The sequence below is a fragment of the Companilactobacillus sp. y65-5 genome (genome assembly GCF_057541095.1).
In genome coordinates this window covers 1-19,026 of sequence record NZ_BAAJOA010000007.1, presented here as the reverse complement: position 1 = coordinate 19,026, position 19,026 = coordinate 1, and the positions used below count along the sequence as shown (strand labels likewise).

Annotated in this window: 20 protein-coding genes; 19 read left to right on the top strand and 1 reads right to left on the bottom strand. The window is 37.7% G+C overall.

The window, feature by feature from the left end:
- The 19 genes from AC27FM_RS11095 to grdD all read left to right on the top strand — a co-directional run.
- The coding region (locus AC27FM_RS11095) for an LPXTG cell wall anchor domain-containing protein (protein ID WP_487088303.1) at positions 1–382 on the top strand (382 nt) is incomplete at its 5' end.
- A gap of 102 nt (positions 383–484) precedes the next feature.
- Positions 485–1,219, top strand: coding sequence for a YebC/PmpR family DNA-binding transcriptional regulator (locus tag AC27FM_RS11090; RefSeq protein ID WP_487088301.1), 735 nt, complete (start codon positions 485–487; stop codon positions 1,217–1,219).
- 80 nt (positions 1,220–1,299) lie between these two features.
- Positions 1,300–2,271: a competence type IV pilus ATPase ComGA gene (gene comGA / locus AC27FM_RS11085; RefSeq protein WP_487088299.1), complete on the top strand. Its 972-nt coding sequence runs from the start codon at positions 1,300–1,302 to the stop codon at positions 2,269–2,271.
- The gene (locus AC27FM_RS11080; RefSeq protein ID WP_487088297.1) at positions 2,264–3,250 is read left to right on the top strand and encodes a type II secretion system F family protein; all 987 of its coding nucleotides are present in this window, start codon (positions 2,264–2,266) and stop codon (positions 3,248–3,250) included. Before comGA ends, AC27FM_RS11080 begins: the two co-directional genes overlap by 8 nt.
- Positions 3,251–3,252: 2 nt before the next feature.
- Complete coding sequence (gene comGC, locus AC27FM_RS11075) at positions 3,253–3,603, top strand: competence type IV pilus major pilin ComGC (RefSeq protein WP_487088295.1); 351 nt, start codon at positions 3,253–3,255, stop codon at positions 3,601–3,603.
- A 13-nt stretch (positions 3,604–3,616) separates the two neighbouring features.
- Positions 3,617–4,027, top strand: coding sequence for a hypothetical protein (locus AC27FM_RS11070; RefSeq protein WP_487088294.1), 411 nt, complete (start codon positions 3,617–3,619; stop codon positions 4,025–4,027).
- Positions 4,017–4,301 carry a hypothetical protein gene (locus AC27FM_RS11065; RefSeq protein ID WP_487088292.1) on the top strand — a complete coding sequence of 95 codons (285 nt, stop codon included), beginning with the start codon at positions 4,017–4,019 and terminating at the stop codon, positions 4,299–4,301. The genes AC27FM_RS11070 and AC27FM_RS11065 overlap by 11 nt, the downstream gene beginning before the upstream one ends.
- A complete protein-coding gene (locus tag AC27FM_RS11060; protein ID WP_487088290.1) occupies positions 4,267–4,722 on the top strand; it encodes a competence type IV pilus minor pilin ComGF in 456 nt (151 codons plus the stop codon). Before AC27FM_RS11065 ends, AC27FM_RS11060 begins: the two co-directional genes overlap by 35 nt.
- Before the next feature lie 247 nt (positions 4,723–4,969).
- Complete coding sequence (locus AC27FM_RS11055) at positions 4,970–5,986, top strand: class I SAM-dependent methyltransferase (RefSeq protein ID WP_487088288.1); 1,017 nt, start codon at positions 4,970–4,972, stop codon at positions 5,984–5,986.
- A gap of 11 nt (positions 5,987–5,997) precedes the next feature.
- A complete protein-coding gene (locus tag AC27FM_RS11050; RefSeq protein ID WP_487088286.1) occupies positions 5,998–7,185 on the top strand; it encodes an acetate/propionate family kinase in 1,188 nt (395 codons plus the stop codon).
- Positions 7,186–7,383: 198 nt separating this feature from the next.
- The gene (locus tag AC27FM_RS11045) at positions 7,384–9,057 is read left to right on the top strand and encodes an oleate hydratase (protein WP_487088285.1); all 1,674 of its coding nucleotides are present in this window, start codon (positions 7,384–7,386) and stop codon (positions 9,055–9,057) included.
- Positions 9,058–9,686: 629 nt separating this feature from the next.
- Positions 9,687–10,073, top strand: coding sequence for a GrdX family protein (locus tag AC27FM_RS11040; protein WP_487088283.1), 387 nt, complete (start codon positions 9,687–9,689; stop codon positions 10,071–10,073).
- A 41-nt stretch (positions 10,074–10,114) separates the two neighbouring features.
- The gene (locus AC27FM_RS11035) at positions 10,115–11,344 is read left to right on the top strand and encodes an FAD-dependent oxidoreductase (protein ID WP_487088281.1); all 1,230 of its coding nucleotides are present in this window, start codon (positions 10,115–10,117) and stop codon (positions 11,342–11,344) included.
- 43 nt (positions 11,345–11,387) lie between these two features.
- A complete protein-coding gene (locus AC27FM_RS11030) occupies positions 11,388–11,717 on the top strand; it encodes a thioredoxin family protein (RefSeq protein ID WP_487088279.1) in 330 nt (109 codons plus the stop codon).
- Positions 11,718–11,765: 48 nt separating this feature from the next.
- A complete protein-coding gene (locus AC27FM_RS11025; protein WP_487088277.1) occupies positions 11,766–13,055 on the top strand; it encodes a glycine/sarcosine/betaine reductase component B subunit in 1,290 nt (429 codons plus the stop codon).
- Positions 13,056–13,106: 51 nt separating this feature from the next.
- Positions 13,107–13,556, top strand: a complete 450-nt coding sequence (gene grdA, locus AC27FM_RS11020; protein WP_487088275.1) for a glycine/sarcosine/betaine reductase complex selenoprotein A — start codon at positions 13,107–13,109, stop codon at positions 13,554–13,556.
- A gap of 39 nt (positions 13,557–13,595) precedes the next feature.
- Complete coding sequence (gene grdB / locus AC27FM_RS11015; RefSeq protein WP_487088273.1) at positions 13,596–14,888, top strand: glycine reductase complex selenoprotein B; 1,293 nt, start codon at positions 13,596–13,598, stop codon at positions 14,886–14,888.
- Between the two features lie 101 nt (positions 14,889–14,989).
- A complete protein-coding gene (gene grdC / locus AC27FM_RS11010) occupies positions 14,990–16,528 on the top strand; it encodes a glycine/sarcosine/betaine reductase complex component C subunit beta (RefSeq protein ID WP_487088271.1) in 1,539 nt (512 codons plus the stop codon).
- 29 nt (positions 16,529–16,557) lie between these two features.
- The gene (grdD, locus tag AC27FM_RS11005; protein WP_487088269.1) at positions 16,558–17,715 is read left to right on the top strand and encodes a glycine/sarcosine/betaine reductase complex component C subunit alpha; all 1,158 of its coding nucleotides are present in this window, start codon (positions 16,558–16,560) and stop codon (positions 17,713–17,715) included.
- 528 nt (positions 17,716–18,243) lie between these two features.
- On the opposite strand, the gene AC27FM_RS11000 is transcribed toward grdD, so the two are convergent.
- The coding region (locus tag AC27FM_RS11000) for an RNA-guided endonuclease TnpB family protein (RefSeq protein WP_487088267.1) at positions 18,244–19,026 on the bottom strand (783 nt) is incomplete at its 5' end.

Here is a 19,026-nt window from a genome sequence, read left to right as displayed (position 1 = left end):
AGCGGATCCAGTAGATCCAACAGATCCAACAGACCCTCCAGTAGACCCGGTAGATCCAACGGCACCGAATGATCCAAGCAATATAGCAGATCCGGCGGATCCATCGAGACCGATCACGTCAGCCAATTCCCCTGAAAATAACTTCAAAAATCCAGCAGAAAGAATTCGTATGGCATCTAAAAACAGTTCATCAAATATGAAGGAATCAAATGTACTAGTCTTGTCGAGCGGTCGAAGCGTGAATATGCCAGTTAGTTATTCACAAGGGCATCAAAAATTACCTCAGACTGGATCTGACAGCAATAAGACATTCACGATTTCAGGTATACTTCTATTGTTGTTGGCTTTGTTAGGAATCGACGTCAAAAAAAAGAATAATTGATTTGTGAGCGGTAGTTAATTGAGTGTAAGACATTGAAATGACGGGCGTAGTTTGATATTATATTATCTGGTTTACAATTATTAACGAAAGAAGGAAGCAGAAATGTCAGGACACTCAAAATGGCATAACATCCAGGGTAGAAAAAACGCTCAAGATGCTAAACGTGGCAAAATTTTCCAAAAAATATCACGTGAATTATTTATGGCAGCAAAATCGGGTGGTGCCGATCCGGACAGTAATGCTGCTCTTCGTTTAATAGTAGATAAAGCTCGTGCAGCTAACATGCCTAAAGATAATATCAAGCGTGCCTTGGATAAGGCCGAAGGTGGCAGTGATGAACATTATGATGAAGTTACATACGAAGGCTATGCTCCGGGTGGAGTTGCAGTTTTAGTTGAAGCTTTAACAGATAACAAGAACAGAACTGCCTCTGCCGTACGTGTTGCGTTTACTCGTAACGGGGGTAGCTTGGGTTCAAGTGGTTCAGTTGCTTATATGTTTGATCGTAAGGGTTACATTGTATTGGACCGTACAAAGAATACACAAGATGAAGATGAAGTTCTTTTGGACATCATGGATCTTGGTGCGGACGATTTACAAACTTCAGAAGATGCTTTTGAAATCTATACAGAAGCCAAAGAATTCGCTAAGGTTCGTGATGGACTAACTGAAAATGGTTATCAAATTGCTAATGCTGAATTAACAATGATTCCTCAAAACACAACACCAGTTCCTGAAGATAAACAAGAACAATTTGAACGCATGATCGATCAACTTGAAGACGATGATGATGTTTCAGAAGTTTATACAGCAGCAGCTGATGACGATGATGAATAATCAAGAATAACTTTGATCGCAGACTTAAAAGTTTGCGGTCTTTTTTTTACGTAATTTTTAGTTGTAAGGAGGGAGAGAATATGACGACTGAAACAATGGCCAGTACCTTGCTATGTGATGCTTGTAGTAGCAAAGCATCTGATATTTATTTTTTTCCAAAAGAAAATACGTATTTGGTGGAAGCTCGTAATGACAATGGAAGATATAAAATTGCCGATTTTACACAAGACGAGACACTCGCTATTATTAATTTTTTCAAATTTAACGGCGGGTTAGATGTTTCAGAAAGACGACGTCCACAAAAAGGTTCATTTCATTTTACTTTTCAAAATCATCGGATTAATATACGAATTTCGGCGGTCGGAGATTTTAGGAATCGAGAGTCGATGGTGATTCGTTTAATTTATCCACAGGAGTTGAATTCTGAGATCGATCAGGATGTCCTGACCGAATTATTTCCGATTGCTAGACGCAATGGCATGATGATCTTTGCTGGACCGATGGGTTCGGGTAAAACCTCACTGATGTATGCACTCGGCCGCAATCTAGCGATGAATAAGACCGTTATGTGTATTGAAGATCCGATTGAAATTTCAGAAGAAAAGTTTTTACAACTACAAGTCAATGAAAACTCTGGGATGAATTATGAAGAATTGATCAAGGCTAGTTTACGCCATCGTCCAGAAGTATTGATCATTGGAGAGATTCGTGACAGTCGAACAGCGCAACAGGCCATGCAGGCGGCATTGTGTGGTTATACCGTGATGACTACGATTCATGGGAAGTCGAAGTATTCGGTGATCCAAAGATTAAAACAATTCGGTATCGATGATTTGGATATTTTGAATGCTGTTAATTTGATTTCATATCAAAGACTGATTCCGCTGATCGACAATAGTATGGAATTATTTATTGATTTGATCGATACGATCGATATTGAGCAATTTATCAATAATAACAAGATGGATAATAATTGGAGACGGATGATTCAGAATACATTTGAAAATGGTTTTATCAACGAGGATATATATCATGAGTATCTTTATGGATAAGAAAATTAAAACTAGCCAACAGGCCGAATATTTACTAATGTTAAGTCGACTGACGACTAATGGTTATACCATCAATCAGGCTATGAATTGTCTGAAGATGTTAGATCAGAAAGATGGCGTATTTAGTAAGATATACCAAGACTTACAAAAGGGTGAAATGATATCCTACGCCATGAGGTATCTAGACTTGCCACCAGTGATCAACAATCAATTGATGATCGCACAGAATAACGGTGGTTTAAATCAGACTTTGTTTCAAAGCGGCAAAATTTTACAAAACAAAGCGAATCAAAAAGCCAAGCTAATGGATCTGTTGGCGTACCCAATGTTTATCATGGCATTCTTGATATTCATGCTAATTGGGATGAAAATTTATATTATTCCACAACTGGATTTAAGTAATGATAGTAATTTAATAAATATTTTCATCATGGTTATCTTTGGACTCTTAATAATTTCAACTTCAGGTATATTATTTTTCATTAATTGGTTAAATAAAATATCCGAATACCAACGGGCGATAACGTTAAACCGATTACCCGTTTTCGGAAAGGTATATGCTAGTTTTTATCATTTTGTAATTTTGCAGGGACTAGGTATGCAAGTTGCAAGTGGAATGAATTTACATGACATTTGTATGAGTAGTCAGTTGTTTGAAAAAGGCTCAATTCAGGCTGTTTTGGCTTATAAACTCAGCTTCGGAATGACTAATGGTCAGAATATTTTTGCGCTGATCGACAACGAGTCATTGTTACCGAATGAACTTAGAATGATACTCAAATCTGGTGGGAATAGCAGTGATATAGCTCGAGATTTAAATTTAATGTCTGAGCTAAAGTTTGAAGAAACACAAAGAAGATTAAAAAAAATATTGAACTGGGTGCAACCGGTCTTGTTCGGAGTGATTGCAATCATCATCTTGATCACCTACCTGACCGTATTGTTGCCAGTTTACTCAACAATGAGAGGACTTACTTAAAAATGAAAAAAGTAATAAAGAAGACAAAAAAGGCTTTTACACTGATTGAAATGGTGATCGTATTATTTATAATTTCGTTGTTATTACTAGTGATGGTGCCAAACTTGGCTTCACAGAGAAAAGACGCAAACGTCAGAGTCAATGAGGCGTTTCAAACAACCTTGCAGACGCAAGTTGAAATGTATGAGTCAAATAAAAATGTCGCACCAACATGGCATGAGTTAAGGGCTGACAAGTATATTAGTGACAAACAATTCAATAGGGCCGATGCTAATTATGAAATCGTTAAATCAAATTCTGATAGCAATGCGACATATCAAGTTGTTCTTAAAAAAGACGCTCCGAAGGCGTAGTAAGGCTTTCACGTTGATTGAATCTGTCATCTCATTAACGATTTTTTGTTCACTGATTACAATATCCATTCATGGTTTAAAAAATTATCAACAAGTGATCGAAGAGAAGCAAATTATTGGTCAATTTAAAATGAATTGGCGCAATATGTTGAACTATTCGTATCTCAATAAAAGAGAATCAAAATTTATTTATAATTACGATGCGAATAGTATTACTTTTAGAGATGCTCATAATCGAAATAGATTTTATCATCGGCTTCAATTACCATTAACGCTAAAAAGTTCTAGAGGTCGTGACATGATTATCTCTGTGAGTGATAAGGGTACGACGAGTCCTAATAAGATCCAATTCCAATCATCTTTAACTAATAAGTCATATTTATATACGATTCAAATGATGTGGGGAGAATTAATTGAAAAATAAGTCGGGGTTTATTTTATTGGAATCGATGATGGGATTGGCTATTTCAATCATGATTATTTACTCGCTGTCATACTGTGTTATTGAACAATTCAAATTGATCGATAACTGGGAGATCAGAACGAGCGCACACAAGTTTATGTCATTACATTCTAAATTTGATAATGCGCCAGACAGCATGCATGTTGATGGTAGGGAATACAGGTTTAAAAAAACAGAAAATAGAATAATGGTTGAAGTTGATGGGAAAATATTTTATGCACAAGTCTCGCCGTGAGGGTTTGATGTTGTATGAAGTCGTGATTGCATTGCTAGTGACGGTTATAACGTTAGGCATCTTACAGCAATCTTTACAGATCGCCAGCAAAGTTCAATCAAATGCCAGAAGCGAAGCTTTGTCATGGCATATATCTAACGAAAAAATACAAGATTTATTTTTACAATCTAAAGTCTTAAAAATAGATGATAGACAAATAGTCTTTGAAGTTAACGAAAACAAGGCTTACTCCTTGGAAGCTTATAAAGATGAGACTATCTTACGAATGACAGGTGCTGATGATGGCGGACACATGCCAGTGCTAACTAATCTAACCAAAATCCGTTTTAAACGACTGCAAAATATTTACATAATTACTACAACAGATAAATCTAACCGAAAGTCCGAGATGTATTTGATCAATGAACCTGATGAACAATAAACCCAGGGATGGTACGATTATCCTCAACGCAGTTATGATTTTATCTATTGCCATTTTAGTGATAGGATTTAGTAATGCTTATTTCGATAGGCAAGTACGAAACTATCAAAAACTTGATGAGAAATATCGGCAAGAAATTATTAATAATACTGAATATACTAATGTAAGATTTATAGAAGTGTGATGAACCCTTGAATTAAATCGCTTACAACGGTAATATTTTAGTATGTTATTAAAGAGGTAAAATATGGCAGAAGAGAATATGCAAAAGTACTATGATCTATTAGATCAAGCTACCGCTTTACTAAAGAAATCGCTCGGCACTAGTAACTTAGATGCACTATCTGAGAATTTGACTAATATCGCTGAGGGTAATGTATATGTAGAAAACGGTGCTCCTGACAAGGACACGGTTGAACAATTAGAGAAGCTATATAAAGAACTCAAACAATTACGCTTGACTCAGGCACAGTTGAAGCAAGCAATCACAGTAAATATCATCAAAAACCAAAAAGTTGATAAGTCTGAAGTAAACAAATTGATGACGCCTGATACAATAGGTTTGATCACTAGTTTGATTGCATTCGAAATCTTACATTCTGAAGGTAAGAACAAATTGAATTTGATCGATCCAGTCGTTGGTACTGGTAATTTGTTAGTGGAATTCATTCAACAATTACAACAAGCCGGTGATTTTCAGATCAATGCAGCCGCCATCGACAATGATGACAGCTTAGTTGCTATGTCTAAGGCATTCAGTGAGGTCATGAATATCAATCTTGATGCATATCATCAAGACGGTATCTCTGAGTGGGAAGTCACTGATATCGATATGGCAATAGCTGACTTACCAGTTGGCTATTATCCAATCGATGACAATGCAGCTAAATTCAAAACTAAATCAGAAGATGGACATTCGTATGCTCATCATCTGTTGATCGAGCAGACTATGAATAATTTGAATGACGGTGGTGTCGGTATCTTCATTGTTCCGTCGCAAATCTTCCAGACAGATCAAGCTAAGAAATTATCCGAGTGGATGGTCTCAAGCGTGTATCTACAAGCTGTGTTAGATTTGCCTTCGAATCTTTTTGCCTCCAAAGAAGCACAAAAGGCCGTTGTCGTGTTACAAAAGCATGGTGGCAATTCTAAGCAAGCGGACAATGTTTTAATGGGTACTATCCCAGATACGAATGAACCAAAGTTATTTGAAGGATTCAAAGATCAATTACAAGATTGGGCAAGAAACAACTTTAAAGGTTAGGTGAATAGTATATGTCAAAGATCATTGCAGTTAATTCAGGTAGTTCAACTTTGAAATGGAAGCTTTATTCATATCCAGAGGAAAATGTTATCGCCAAGGGTATGGTAGATCGTTTGGGTCTATCAGATTCAGTGTTTGAAGTTAAATATAACGGTGAAAAATTCAGCAAAATTGGCGATATTCCTGATCATATTACTGCTGTTAATAAGATGCTAAAGAAACTTCTCGAAATGAAGATCATCAATAGCTATGATGAAATCACTGGTATCGGTCATCGTGTCGTTGCTGGTGGTAATATTTTCCAAGACTCAGCTGTTGTGGATACAAAAGTTATCCAAGAAATAAAAGACTTAGCTGAGTTCGCTCCACTCCACAATCCTGGACAAGCCGCAGGTATTGAAGCGTTTAAAGAGATCCTTCCAGATGTTCCACAGGTAGCAGTATTTGATACATCATTCCATCAATCAATGGATCCAGTTAATTATCTATACAGCTTGCCATATGAATACTATGAAAAATACGGTGTTCGTAAATTTGGTGCGCACGGAACTAGTCATCGTTATGTTTCTAAGGCTGCCGCTGACTTCTTAGGTAAGCCACTTGAGGACTTGAAGATTATTTCTGCTCACTTAGGTAGTGGCGCATCTATCGATGCTATCAAAGGTGGCAAGTCAATTGATACATCAATGGGCTTCACACCACTTGCAGGTATTACTATGAGTACACGTTCTGGTGACATTGATGCCTCATTAGTAGCTTACTTAATGCAAAAGCTCAAGATCACTGACGTTCAAGATATGATCGATATTTTGAATAACAAATCAGGACTATTAGGTATTTCAGGAGTTTCACCGGACATGCGTGACTTGATCGCCACAAAAGAAGACAACAAACGTTCTGACTTGGCAATCAAGATTTTTGTTAACCGTATCGTTAAGTATATCGGTTCATACATTGCACTATTAGGTGGAACTGATGTCCTATTATTTACAGCTGGTATGGGTGAGAACAACCCATGGATTCGTGAATTGATTTCTAACAACTTTAATTACATGGGTGTTAAGATTGATAAAGATGCTAATGAAAACGGTAAGTGCATACGTAAAATTAGCACTGACGACTCATCAGTGACTGTATTAGTTGTACCAACAGACGAAGAATTAATGATCGTTCGTGATGTCGTTAGATTAACTAAATAATTACTAAAAACTGGGATAAGAGTTACAATTATCCCAGTTTTTTGATTAATAAGAATTTGATATTTTATAACAAATTATCAAAAAATAAATTATATTTTTATCAATTCTTAGCTATATGGTGTAGAAAACCTTTACATTGGTTCGTAAACTAGCTATATTTAAGTTGTAGGGAGTAACAATTTGATCGGAGGTCATGATATGACGAAGAAAGCTTATATGATTGGTACAGGTATTGGTAATTTAGCTGCTGGTATTTATTTGATCCGTGACGGTGGATTCAAGGGCGATCAGATTACTATGATGGGTCTTGAGACACACGGTGCTAATGATGGCGCAGCTGTTTCAACATACGAAAATGAATATAGTAATCAAGCTTTGTCTAATAACAAAGGTTTCTTGGCTAAAGGTGGTCGAATGCTCAATGAAGAGACATTCGAAAACCTTTGGGATGTCTTACGTTCAGTGCCATCTTTAGACAATCCGGGTCAGACAGTTACAGACGATATTCTGAATTTTGATCACGCACACCCAACACATGATGTTGGCCGCTTGATCGACCACAACGGTCCGCGTGTTAAAAACAACAAAGACAATTACCGACATATGCAATTCAACAACAAAGATAGAATGCTGTTGACGAAGCTAATGATGATGCCTGAAAAGGACGAAGAACGTTTGAATAACGTCAGCATAGCTGAATATTTTGCAAGTAGTCCACATTTCTTCACGACTAACTTTTGGTTCATGTGGCAAAGTACGTTTGCATTCAAACGTGCTAGTTCAGCAGTGGAATTGCGTCGTTACATGAATCGTATGATTCTTGAATTTACACGTATCAATACACTCGAAGGTGTTACTAGATCACCATACAATCAATACGAAAGCATTATCTTGCCTATGCGCAAGTATCTAGAAGAACGTGACGTAACCTTTATCAATAATCGTAAAGTCACTGATTTGGAATTCAAAGATACTCCATTGCAAGATGATATTATCGTAACTGGATTGAAGTATGTGGATTTGGATGATGACACCGAAGGTCATTTGGACATTGATGAGAATGACTTAGTATTCGATACGAACGGTTCGATCACTGATAGTTCATCGATCGGTGATTACGATACGCCGATAACTGAGAAGGAAGAATACGCTCCAAGTGCCATGTTGTGGAAGAAAGCTGCTGAGAAATTCTACTCACTAGGTAATCCAGACAAGTTCTTTGGTGATCGTACTCAAAGCGAGTGGCTCAGCTTCACTGTTACAACAAGTGATCATTTCTTGCTGAATGAGATTTCTCGTATCACCCAACAGGAACCAGGTAATGCCTTGAATACTTGGATCGATAGTACATCATTGATGTCACTAGTTATTCATCATCAACCACATTTTAAGGCTCAAAAACCTAATGAAACGACGTTCTGGGGTTATTTCATGTATCCACGTCGCAATGGTGACTATGTTCAAAAACCAATCATTGAGATGACAGGTAAAGAAATGCTTCAAGAATTACTAGGTCATTTGGCTGAAGTTGATCCTAGCCGAGACAATATCAAGAATCATACACAAGAAATCATGGATAGTATCGTCAACGTGATTCCGGTATATCTTCCATATGCCAGTGCAATGTTCAACCAAAGAGCCGTGGGAGATCGTCCAGATGTAGTACCAAAGCATAGCAAGAACTTGGCATTTATTAGTCAATTTTGTGAGCAACCATTTGACATGGTCTTTACAGAACAATATTCATTCAGAGCAGCTCAAAGAGCAGTTTATACGTTGCTAGGAATACCTTTGACTGAGATGACGCCAATGCATCATTATGAAAAAGATCCAAAAGTTATGGCAAAAGCTGCCAAAACTATGTTCAGATAGGATTCACTATCGTTTTAATAAAATAATCAATACTTGATTAAAGTTTGTGAAAAAAAGCTTAGATATCTATGACTATTCGTTGTAATATCTTGGCTTTTTTTAAGGAAAAAATTCAAAATGGTAAAATTCAAATCCTTGTAAATACAGGTGTTCAGGCAGAGTGAACATTATTATATTTTGTAATAATAAGTTCAATAACTAGTTGATGTTTTATAAATAAAATGACAACGAATTTATTGACGAGGATCAATTTCTTCTGATAAGGTCAAAATGTGATTTTAAAAGGTAAAAAATACTTTTTTATCAAAACTGGTAGATTCGGTAGTAAACTAACAAAGACCGTTGATATTTCAATCAGTTGTCAAGTATTAAATCAAAAAAATCTTTAAAACTTGAAAAACATGGCAGAAAAACATTCAAAAAATTTCTTTTAATTCAGTGTATAATGATTTTTCCAAAAAAGGCACTTGACAAACAATAATTTCACGGAATAAAACATTATTTAGTCTTTTTTTAATAAAATAAATAAAATTATCTAAAAAGGCTGAGAACGCTTGCAATTCGTGTTATATTAAGTTATATTTCATGTGTAAGTTAATGTGAAATGTTGAACAAAAGGGGGCTGGTGAATGGCGAATTTCCATATTGTGACAAATAATCCAATGGTTAAAGACAAGTACCCAGAATTCACGGATCTCGATGAGACTTTGAGCGTGGGTGGCGTTTTTAAACAAGGTAGGGATGCCATACATTTAGGCGCCAATTTAATAAATCACCCGCTTGCAGGCAGTATCAAACCTAATCAGAGTCCATATAAGAGTTTGGTTTTAAGCAATCGAGAAGGCGATCTAGATATGTTTTCGTTGCAATTGATTGAAGGTGCGATTCAAGTCTTGAAAAAATTCCCACCGCGATATCAAAAATACGAAGATAGTGTTTTAACAGATTTTCAAGTTATCGATTTAGACTTACTAGATTCGGCAATTGATAGTTTACCTTACGAATATCATGAATGATGGGCTTTGAAATTGTTTTTGAGTACGAAAGGAGAAGCTTTATGTCCGAGTTATATGATCTTTTGATTATCGGTGCTGGTCCTGGTGGATTGGCCGCTGGTATTTATGGAAGCCGTGCCAAACTTAAAACAGCAATCCTAGATAAGAATGCTGTTCCCGGTGGTCAAGCTGCAACTACTGAAGAGATGGAAAACTATCCTGGATTCTTTGATGGTGCAACTGGTCCCGGAATCATGAAGAGTTTTGCAGATCATGCAAAATCATTTGGTACAGAATTTCTCAGAGGTACAGTTGATGAAGTAGACTTATCAGGCCCTGTTAAGAAAGTACACACACAACAAGGTGATGTCTACGAATCAAAAGTTGTAATCCTATCACCAGGTGCTACTCCAAGAAAAATCAACGTTAAAGGTGAAGCAGAACTACGAGGCAAAGGTGTAAGTTACTGTGCCACATGTGATGCCGACTTCTTCGTTGATTTGGATGTTGTAGTAGTTGGTAACGGAGATGCCGCAATCGAAGAGGCAATGTACTTAACTAAGTTTGCTGAAACGGTAACGGTTATTGTAATTCACGAAGAGGGCAACCTCGACTGTAACAAGGCCAGTGCTGAAAAAGCTATGAAGAATCCTAAATTGAAATGGGTTTGGAATTCAACAGTTGAAGAAATTGCTGGTGACGGATTAGTTGATAAAGTAGTTCTTAAAAATATCAATACCGGTGAATTATCTGATCTTGAAACAAATGGTGTATTCATCTTTGTTGGTACAGAACCACATACTAACTTCCTTAAAGGAAAAGTTGATTTAGATGATCGTGGATACTTGCTTGCAAACGACATGATGGAGACAAACGTGCCGGGTGTATACGGCGTTGGTGACGCGAGAGTTAAGTATTTGCGTCAAGTAGTAACTGCCGCAGCGGATGGTGCTATTGCTGCATCAGCTGCAGAGAAGTATCTATCTGAATTAGAAACACTTCAGAATGATGTCTTAGATGTCAGCAAAGAAAAACCTGTTGTCTTAGCATTCTGGGCACCTCAAATTTCAGAAAGTATTGATTCGATCGCTACAGTAGAACAAGTTGTTGATAAGAAAGATGACGCTGTAGGCTTGGTTAAATTAGATACTTATCGTGCTAAGAAGACAGCCACACAATATAAAGTTAAAGATATACCAACGATTGTTCTGTTTAAGGATGGTCAAGATGTCGATCGCCTTGAAGGCGCAGAGAATATCACTTCAAAAGCCGTTGAAGAGTTATTAGATTAAAAAATAGATCCAATTATTAAACCACTGAAGGGAGGTGAGAAAAATGATGGAGCGTCTCACAAAAGAAAATTTTGAAGAAAAAGTTCAAAATACAAAAGGCGTAGTAATGGTCGATTTCTACGGACCAAAATGTGTACCATGTATGGCATTGATGCCAGACGTAGAAAAATTAGCTGAAGAGAAATCTGATCAAGCTACATTCTATGCTTTTGATACTACAGGTAACATGAGAATGGCAATGAAGCAAAAGGTCATGGGAATTCCAACATACTTGTTCTACAAAGATGGCGAAAAAGTTGCTACTTTGGACAAAGATATTTTGGAAGAACAAGGCATGGCTGCAGTAACAGCTAAACTAGAAGAACTAGTTTAAGTTTCATAATTACTTTTTAACGGCAGATATACAAGATGGAGGGATATTATGCGATTAGAAATAGGAAATATCTTCATCCGAGACATTGCTTTTGGTGACAAAACCGAAGTTAAAGATGGCACATTATTTGTTAACAAGGCCGAATTAACTGAAGCAGCAATCGGCGGAGATGAAAGAATCGAATCTCTTGATGTATATTTAGCAAAACCAGGCGACAAAACTCGTATCATTCCAGTTAAAGACGTTATCGAACCACGTGTTAAGGTCGAAGGAAAAGGCGGCATCTTCCCAGGTGTCGTCAATGGTGTCGACCAAGTGGGATCAGGTAAGACACATGTGCTAAAAGGCGCAGCAGTGGTGACAACTGGTAAAGTCGTAGGATTCCAAGAAGGAATTATTGATATGAGTGGTGAAGGTGCTAAATATACACCATTTTCAAAGACAAACAACATTGTTATCAAAATGGAACCTGTTGACAGTATCAAGCAACATGAGCACGAAGAAGTTATTCGTTTGGCAGGATTTAGAGCATCTAATTATTTAGGTGAAATTGCTAAAGACATTGAACCAGACGAAGTAAAGACTTATGAAACAAAACCACTTCTTGAGCAAGTTAAGGAATATCCTGACTTACCAAAGGTAGTATACGTATACGCTTTACAGACACAAGGATTGATGCATAATACATTCTTCTATGGCGCAGATGCTAAGAAGATCGTACCAACATTCATGTATCCAACAGAAGCGTTTGACGGAGCTATCGCAAGTGGTAACTGTGTTTCAGCATGTGATAAGAATCCATCATATGTTCATTTGAATAGTCCAATTATTGAGGACCTATATTCAAAACACGGAAAAGAAATTAACTTTATTGGATGTGTCATTACCAATGAGAACGTAACATTACAAGATAAGAAACGTTCATCCAATATGACTGCTAAATTAGTTCAATTGCTAGGCGCAGATGCAGCAATCATCTCTGAGGAAGGCTTCGGTAACCCTGATGCTGACTTAGTTATGAACTGCAATAACCTTGAAGAGATGGGCATTAAGACAGTTCTTGTAACTGACGAATATGCTGGACAAGATGGTGCTAGTCAATCACTAGCTGATTCTACTCAAAAAGGTAACGCCGTAGTTACAGCCGGAAACGCTAATGTGGTTATTACATTACCAGTAATGGATACTGTAATCGGCCACCCAGAAGCTGCAAATATCATTGCAGGTGCATGGGACGGAAGTCTCCATGATGACGGAAGTATCGAAGCTGAACTTCAAGTTATCACTGGATCAACTAACGAATTAGGTTTCCACACACTATCAGCTAAGACAATTTAGTAGGATTATATAGCAAACATTAAATTAATAAAAATCGAAGGAGAAGACATTATGGGTATTCTTGAAAACAAAAAAGTTGCCATTTTGGGCGACCGTGATGGAATTCCTGGTATGGCTATCGAGGCTTGTGTAAAATCAGCCGGTGCTGAAGTTGTATTCTCTACAACTGAATGCTTCGTTTGAACGAGCGCGGGAGCAATGGACCTGGAAAACCAACAAAGAATTAAAGATCTATCAGACAAATACGGAAACGAAAACCTAATCGTAGTATTAGGTGGTGGGGAAGCAGAAGCCTGTGGCTTAGCTGCTGAAACCGTATCTACTGGTGATCCAACATTCGCTGGTCCATTAGCAGGAGTTCAGTTAGGACTCAAAGCATATCATATGTTTGAATTAGAAAAAGAAGTAGATCCTGACATCTACCAAGAACAGATATCAATGATGGAAATGGTACTCGACAAAGATGCAATCATTAAAGAAGTGCAAGAGTACCGTGGATAAATATTCACTACTTACCAAGCCTTTTTAGGAGGAAATGAAATGACCAAAAAAAGAATTGTTCACTATATTAACCAATTCTTTGCCGGGATTGGTGGTGAAGAAAAGGCCGACGTAACACCTGAAAAACGTGATGGGATTGTCGGCCCTGGTATGGCCTTCAAGGGCCAATTAGGTGATGTAGCTGATATCGTTGGTACCGTTATTTGTGGGGATAGTTACTTCAGTGAGAATGAAGAGACTGCTTCTGATACGATTCTAGAAATGATAGACAGTTACAAACCAGATTTGGTGATCGTAGGGCCAAGTTTTAATGCTGGACGTTATGGTGTAGCGGCTGGTGCTGTAGCAAAACTAGTTGATGAGAATTTACATATCCCAGTTGTTGGTGGTATGTATCCAGAAAATCCTGGTTTTGAACTTTACAAACAACATGGATATTTTGTTGAAGTAGGTAACAGTGCAGCTACTATGAGAAAAGCTATTCCAGCAATGTCAGCCGTTGTTAAACAAATAATCGACGGCAACGAAGAAATTACAGGTTACATGCCAAAGGGCATTCGTGTAAATGTCTTCCGACAAGAACGTGGTTCCAAACGTGCTGTTGAAATGCTCGTTGATAAGATAGAAGGCAAGGAATTCGAAACAGAATATCCAATGCCTACCTTCGACCGTGTCGACCCAGCTCCAGCCGTTAAAGATATTACAAAAGCAAGAATTGCTTTGGTATCTTCTGGTGGTCCAGTTCCTAAGGGAAATCCAGACCATATTGAATCATCAAGTGCATCCAAGTACGGCAAGTACAGCTTGAAGGATATTGATGACTTTACACCAGAAAACGGTGAGACAGCTCACGGTGGTTACGACCCAGTTTATGCAAATGAAGATTTGGATCGTGTTCTACCAGTCGACGTTATTAAAGAAATGCTTGCTAACGGTGAAATCGGATCATTACATGATTATTGGTACGCTACCGTTGGTAATGGTACATCTGTAGCAAATGCTAAGAAATTTGGTACAGAGATCGGAAAACAATTAATTGAAGACGGCGTAGATGCTGTTATTCTAACATCCACTTGAGGCACATGTACTCGTTGCGGTGCAACGATGGTTAAAGCTATTGAAGCTCAAGGACTACCAATTGTCCACATGTGTACAATTGTTCCTATTTCTAAGACAGTTGGAGCTAACAGAATTGTTCCGACAGTCGCAATTCCTTATCCTCTTGGAAATCCAGAATTGGATCCAAAAGAAGAAAAAGAATTACGTAGAAAGCTAGTTAGAAAAGCTCTCAAAGCTCTGGAAACACCAATTACTGAACAAACAGTATTTTAGTTAAAAGAGCTCTGGAGTCTAGATAGGAGCCGAAAACTTTTTTCGACTCCTTTTTATTGTAAGTAATACAGGCCCAAATAACTATTTTGGAGGTACAGAGTATGACTTTTCCAGTAATCAAAGGGGCAGCTTATTCATTGGTTCACACCCCCGACATTTTAGTGCATGAAGGTAAATTACAAGAGAGCGAAATGAGAAACAATCCCGATTCTGATTATTTAAAGGCAATTCCAGATCATCTACGTTCATTTGAAGACGTAGTTGGTTATGGACCCAATCAAGCCTTTATCGGGAATATTCACCCCCGTGACTTAAACGATATAGAAACACCCTGGTATGAACATCCTATTGCAAATGCTTCAACTACAGGAAAATTCGGTTCAATCATGAACGAAGAAAAATTCTATGGCTGCTTAAAAGCTGTAGATATGTTCGAGCTAGTAGTTTTGGAAGCTGACTTCCAAGCCAAGGTCACTGACGAAATCAACGCCGATCCTGTGATTAGTAAGTATTGGACAACTTTGGATAAACTGGGTGAAGATCCTTCAACAGTTGAAAATATTCAATCATTAATAGATGACAAAGATGCCAAACCACTTTATATGGGTGACAAACTAGTAGGTTGTATCAAGAGAGCTCATGAGTTCGATGCAGCATTAACTAGTGACGTTATGTTTGAAAACCTAGTAAGTAAAGCCTCAGCAGCATATGTTTTAGCTGATTTATTCGCAACAAACGATATTGAGCCTGACCAAGTTGACTACTTAATTGAATGTTCAGAAGAAGGCTGTGGTGACATGTTCCAACGTGCTGGTGGTAACTATGCCAAGGCCATCGGTGAAATATGTGGATGTGTTAATGCTACGGGTTCTGATACACGTAGTTTCTGTGCTGGACCTGCACATTCAATGGTAGAAGCTGCTGCCCTAGTCAAAGCAGAAGTTTACAAAAACGTTATCGTTCTTGCTGGTGGATCATCCGCTAAGTTAGGAATGAATGGTAAGGATCACGTTAAAAAAGGACAACCACTGATTGAAGATTGCCTAGGAGCCTTCGCAATCCAAGTCAGTGAAAATGATGGTAAATCACCAATTATTCGTACAGACATCGTTGGTAAGCATAAGATCGGTAGTGGTGCTGCTCCTCAAGCCATTATGCAAGCTATTGTTGCTGATCCATTGGAGAACGCCGGACTATCTATCAAAGATGTTGACGTATTCTCCGCTGAAATGCAAAACCCAGAGATCACTGTACCTGCTGGTGCCGGAAACATACCTCTAGCCAATTACAAGATGATTGCTGCTTTGGGTATCATGAAGAAGGTATTTGACAGAAGTGAATTAAATCAAGTTGTTGAGAAGATTGGTATGCCCGGATTTGTTCCAACTCAGGGCCATATTCCTTCAGGTGTACCATTTATCGGACATGCAATCGAAATGATTGAAAACGGTGATATCCATAGAACAATGATTATCGGTAAAGGTAGCTTGTTCTTAGGAAGATTGACCAACCTCTTTGATGGTATTTCATTCATAGTTGAAGCAAATGATGGCAATGTTGATGACGGATCAGTAGACAAAGACACAATCCGTCAGATGATTGCTGAATCAATGAAACAATTTGCTGATTCTCTAAAATAATGAATAGGCCATCCTAAGGAGGGAGAAAAATGAAAGATAATGTACAAAACACCATTGCCCAGGTTTTTGATGAAATAGCCCAAGGTTTAGAAGATGGTAACTTTGGTTCCAGACCTCGAGTAGGTGTAACCCTATTGGGAAGCGAACACGGTGAAGAAGAAGTTCTACATGGTGCTGAACTGGCTCAAGCCAAAGATCCCTCAATTGAAGTTGTAGTTATTGGAACTTTAACTGATACAAAATTGGAAACAGTATCTGCCACTGACCCTAAAGATGCACAAGACACAATGGATCGGATGTTGGCCGATGGTAGCTTAGATGCTGCGGTAACAATGCATTATACTTTTCCTATTGGGGTATCAACAGTCGGTCACGCAACAACACCTAGTCTGGGGAAAGAGTTGTATATAGCCAATACAACAGGGACTTCAGACATGGAAAGAGTTAGTGCCATGGTAAAGAACGCTATCTCCGGAATCGCAGTTGCAAAAGCCAATGGAATAAAAAATCCAACAGTTGGAATTCTAAATATTGATGGTGCACATCAAGTTGAAAAAGCGTTAAACAAGCTAAAAGATAAAGGTTATAATATTAATTTTACTCAAAGTCGCCGTGCTGATGGTGGAGTTGAAATGCGTGGTAATGATTTACTACAAGGTGTTCCTGACGTCATGGTAATGGACAGTTTAACTGGAAATATCGTGATCAAGGTTATGAGCTCCTATCTAAGCGGTGGAAGTTATGAATCAGTCGGTGAAGGCTATGGACCTGGTGTCGGGAAAGGCTATGATAAGATCATCAATATTATCAGTCGTGCCTCAGGCGCTAACGTCATAGCAGGGGCCCTCAGCTTTGCTGGACGTTGCGTTAAGGGTAATCTGCTTAAAAAAGTCGATGCAGAATACGACAGTGCTGAAAAGGCAGGTTTAGCAACGGTTTTAGATAACCTTGCTGCACCTTCTAAGAAGACAGATTCAGATGAAGAAGTTAAAATGCCAGCCAAAAAAGCTGTTTCTGAGGCAATTTTAGGAATTGATATCCTTGTCTTAGAAGAAGCTGTAACTGAGCTGTGGAAGGCTAATATTTACGCTACAAGTGGTATGGGATGTACCGGTCCTGTCGTCATGGTCGCTCCTGAAGATGAGGATCATGCCCGGGAAGTATTAAAAGCTACTGATTATTTATAATAATACACTCTGGAAAATATTTTATAGTTAGTCATACTCTATGTGCTTTAGCAAAATATAAAAGTCTAATAAAAAATGGAGAGTTTGGGATGAGAATTCCGGACTCTCCGTTTTTTTGTGTATTTGTGAAATGATTTAACATGCGAAAATAGTATGCCAGTAATAGTGATTGAATTATATTTCACAATAATCACATTACAAATCCATTGTACAAATAGTATATTCGATGAAAACGTTTACATTAATTATCACTGATGAATCAGTCTTTTTATAAAAAAATACAGACATTTTGGTAATATTTGATGAATTTAATTGAAAATGATTGCTAAATTTTCAAATAATGCTAAGATAGAATGTGAAATATATAACGTGAATAAATTAACAAGCACTATTTTGGTGGAGGTATGATGATGTTAAAGAATTCCGAAGAGACGGTTCAAAGTGAACTACTCGTCACTAAAGTAACGAGCTTCTAGGAACACTTCAAACTTGCCGATCAGTATTTCAACTAATCAGTAGAGGTTTAAGCTAATTTACTAAGGCTTGTTCCAAGCCCTTTAATTCTATATTTTTGGCAGCGTTTATATCTCTATCATGTTTGACATTGCATTTAGGACATCGCCACTGTCGGACATCCAATGTGTGTTTGCCGTCATCGTAAGCGCAATTAGAGCAGATTTGACTAGTCTTGAATGGATCAACAACAATAAGTTGCTTTCCGTACCATTTACACTTGTATTCAAGCATCAATCTGAGTTCTCGCCATGATTGATTAGCGATAGCTCGTGCTAGTTTATGGTTCTTGATCATGTTCTTAGTCTTTAAATCTTCGATAATGATAATGTCGTTGTCTTTGACTAGCTGAGTAGTTATCTTATGTAAGTAATCGTTTCTTTGATTAGCTATCTTCTCGTTATACTTAGCTACCATGATTTTAGCCTTCATGTAGTTTTTGTATTGAGAAATGTCTTTAGCACCAGTTAAACCGAACTTGTTTTGATATTGAATATCTTTTAATGCTCTAATACGACGTCTAGCAAGCTTCTTCTCCCACTGGTGCTTCTTTCTAGCTAGTCGCTTATCGAAACGAATAGTAGGATATTTCTTTCCATCAGAACCGATCATTAGATCAGATATTCCCATATCCAGACCGATAGCCTTATTAGTCTTATCGAACGCTTGGTTTTCACATTCAACAAGAAGAACTGCATAATATTTACCAGTGAATGATTTCTTGATTGTGACAGACTTTATTGTTTCTGGAACATTCTTACCAGTTTTGTATTTCATACAACCAAGCTTTGGTAGCTT

Coding starts and splice junctions, on each gene's coding strand:
- AC27FM_RS11080 (WP_487088297.1), top strand. CDS start 2,264: ATGGATAAGAAAATTAAAACTAGCCAACAGGCCGAATATTTACTAATG.
- comGA (WP_487088299.1), top strand. CDS start 1,300: ATGACGACTGAAACAATGGCCAGTACCTTGCTATGTGATGCTTGTAGT.
- AC27FM_RS11055 (WP_487088288.1), top strand. CDS start 4,970: ATGGCAGAAGAGAATATGCAAAAGTACTATGATCTATTAGATCAAGCT.
- grdC (WP_487088271.1), top strand. CDS start 14,990: ATGACTTTTCCAGTAATCAAAGGGGCAGCTTATTCATTGGTTCACACC.
- AC27FM_RS11090 (WP_487088301.1), top strand. CDS start 485: ATGTCAGGACACTCAAAATGGCATAACATCCAGGGTAGAAAAAACGCT.
- AC27FM_RS11050 (WP_487088286.1), top strand. CDS start 5,998: ATGTCAAAGATCATTGCAGTTAATTCAGGTAGTTCAACTTTGAAATGG.
- AC27FM_RS11060 (WP_487088290.1), top strand. CDS start 4,267: ATGGGAAAATATTTTATGCACAAGTCTCGCCGTGAGGGTTTGATGTTG.
- AC27FM_RS11040 (WP_487088283.1), top strand. CDS start 9,687: ATGGCGAATTTCCATATTGTGACAAATAATCCAATGGTTAAAGACAAG.
- AC27FM_RS11045 (WP_487088285.1), top strand. CDS start 7,384: ATGACGAAGAAAGCTTATATGATTGGTACAGGTATTGGTAATTTAGCT.
- comGC (WP_487088295.1), top strand. CDS start 3,253: ATGAAAAAAGTAATAAAGAAGACAAAAAAGGCTTTTACACTGATTGAA.
- AC27FM_RS11030 (WP_487088279.1), top strand. CDS start 11,388: ATGATGGAGCGTCTCACAAAAGAAAATTTTGAAGAAAAAGTTCAAAAT.
- AC27FM_RS11025 (WP_487088277.1), top strand. CDS start 11,766: ATGCGATTAGAAATAGGAAATATCTTCATCCGAGACATTGCTTTTGGT.
- grdD (WP_487088269.1), top strand. CDS start 16,558: ATGAAAGATAATGTACAAAACACCATTGCCCAGGTTTTTGATGAAATA.
- AC27FM_RS11035 (WP_487088281.1), top strand. CDS start 10,115: ATGTCCGAGTTATATGATCTTTTGATTATCGGTGCTGGTCCTGGTGGA.